The organism is Vibrio neptunius (assembly GCF_000967495.1).
Lineage (GTDB): Bacteria > Pseudomonadota > Gammaproteobacteria > Enterobacterales > Vibrionaceae > Vibrio > Vibrio neptunius.
The window spans coordinates 1-2581 of record NZ_JXXU01000092.1; the positions used below are offsets into that span (position 1 = coordinate 1).

1 protein-coding gene and 1 pseudogene are annotated in these 2581 nt (G+C 46.8%); both read left to right on the forward strand.

The window, feature by feature from the left end; all coding sequences use genetic code 11:
* On the forward strand, positions 1 to 1746 hold a 1746-nt coding region (tssI, locus tag TW84_RS22635; RefSeq protein ID WP_052707959.1), incomplete at its 5' end, for a type VI secretion system tip protein TssI/VgrG.
* Positions 1747 to 1757: 11 nt separating this feature from the next.
* A pseudogene (locus TW84_RS22640) lies at positions 1758 to 2581 on the forward strand (hypothetical protein); the annotation flags it as partial.

The window sequence follows — 2581 nt, forward strand, 5'->3', positions numbered from 1 at the left end:
GCCGATAGAGAGCATATTTTCGATCTAGAGCAAATCCATCGCGCCCTCACCAGTGAGGTGAGTTATAGCGATTACCATTACCTCACCCCAAAAATTCCGCAAAACACCGCCGCCCATGATGGCGTGAATACAGATTTAAAACGCTTTGATTACCCTGGAGGCTACACCTCTCCAGAGTTTGGCGGCCAGCGCAGCAAGGAATGGATGTCACAATACAGGGTTGATAGTGATCAGGTTCATGCCTCAAGCAACATTATGCGCTTAGCGTCTGGGGTGAGTGTTGAAATAAGCGAGCATCCACGCGCCTCTGTCAATCGTGATTACCTCATGCTCTCTGTGATGCACCTTGGTAAAAACCCTCACGTGCACGAAGAAGAAGGGGCTGATGCCCCCACAACCTACCAAAATCAGTTTGTCTGCCTGCCGCGAGATGTGACCTATCGCGCGCCGAAAATGGCCGCCCCTGTGGTTGATGGCCCGCAAACGGCGGTGGTGATTGGGCCTGCGGGGGAAGAAATCTATACCGATGAGTTTGGGCGAATTAAAGTCCAATTTCACTGGGATCGCTACGGACAAAGTGATGAGCACAGCTCATGCTGGCTGCGCGTCAGCCAGTCGATGGCCGCACCTCACTGGGGCGCCGTGTATCTGCCACGTATCGGTCATGAGGTGGTGGTGACCTTTTTAGAAGGCGATCCTGATAGGCCGCTTGTCACAGGCGCTGTGTATAACGGTTTGCATACTCCACCTTATGAGTTGCCACAGCATAAAACCCGCACCGTTTTTCGCACCCACAGCCATAAGGCTGACGGCTACAACGAAATGTATTTTGAGGATGAGAATGACCAACAAGAGGTGTATTTCCGTGCTCAGAAAGACATGAAGACCAAAGTGCTCAATAACCGTTACCGAGATATAGGTAACGATGAAGAGCTACAAGTGGACCGAGACCAAGAAAACAAAATCTTCGGTGATCGCAAAGAAGATATCCACGGTGATAAGACGACAGTAACCAAGCAGACTTTCACTGAAGAAGTCATTGAGGATGTTGCCGCTTTCTACCACGCAAGCCTTAGCAAAAAAGTCGCGAATAACCACAGGATAAAAACGCAATATGACCAGAAAACCGTCATTGGGCAAAACGATCAACTATTGGTTGATGATGAGCTATCTCAAGAGATCTGGCAGTCACGTTCGATTGATGTCGGTGGGGATGACAACCAAAACATAGGGCAGCATTTGACTGTCAGAGTGGGTAACAATACATCTATCAAGTCCGATGGACAAACGGCTGTGATCAGCTCAGACGAAATTCGATTACAAGTTGGTGCAGCAGGTTTATTACTAAAAAATGACGGGAAAATACATTTATATGGCACAAGCGTAACGGTTGACGGTGCGTCGAACATCAACGTTAAAGGTGCCAAGGTAAATATGAACCCTAGTTCCGCGAAGAATAATAGCGTCGTTAGGCCATCGTTGGCGCGCAAGAGCAGGCCAGCTCCTGAGCGATTCTTGGAGTTTTTCTATCAGAGTAGCGAACTCGTGCCTATACCCAACGTTCCTTATCGCGCAGTCTTTTCAGACGGTTCCCGGTTAACAGGGACGCTTGATTCCGATGGATATGCGCGTTTAAACAAACCTACGGATGGCTATGTCGAGGTTTATTATGAGCCAGAAGAAACCTACCAAGATCTTGCTAGAGAGCCAATTTCGAACCTGTTAAACAACATCGATAAGTTGTGAAGGAGCCACACATGTTAGGTAACGATATTTTTGCAGCGCTCTATGACAACTTAGAACAAGCGGTAGGCAATGCCGAAGGGTTCATTAAAGAAAAAGCCCAGCAACTTTCGGAGGCTGCGTCGGCAAGTGTTGAATGGATTTGGCAAGCCTTACAAGGCGACTTCAATGAAGACATGTCTACGGGGCAAATTGCCGCGAATGCCCTATTGGGGCTCATCCCAATCGTTGACCAAATCCTAGACTGTCGAGATTTGATCGCTAACTGCCGAAGAATACATGAAGAGCCGGAAGATAAGTGGGCTTGGGTGGCTTTGGTTGTTACCTTGATAGGTTTAATCCCCACCTTAGGTTCCGCTGTTAAAGGGGTTCTAAAGATAATATTTCTTTTTGTGCGTAAGTCTGGCGGAGATATGGCAAAAGCGCTGGGGCTTTCATTAAAACCGATCAATACATTTTTGCTGGACCCAAAAGTACAAAAGGTTCTAGGAAATATCAGCGTAACATCAGTCCTTAAAGATGTGGTTGAAAAACTTAATAGCATTAAAAGCCTGCTATCTACCAGTACACTACTTAACCTGTTTGATGACTTGATTCATACGTTTAAAGGGCTAATCGCAAAACTGAAATCACTTGCACCGGATGAAGTAATTACGTGGATGGAAGGTGCCCTCGCAAGCATGCAGTATGTGCGAGTCCAAGCAGATAAGATGTTTCCCAATGCGTTAAAAGAAGCTATTTATAAATTAGAAGACCTTGAGCTGGCGTTAAAAAAACTCATCAAGAATCTGGAACGACCTCACAAGGCGTTAGCCGATACTAAATCCATCCATAGACT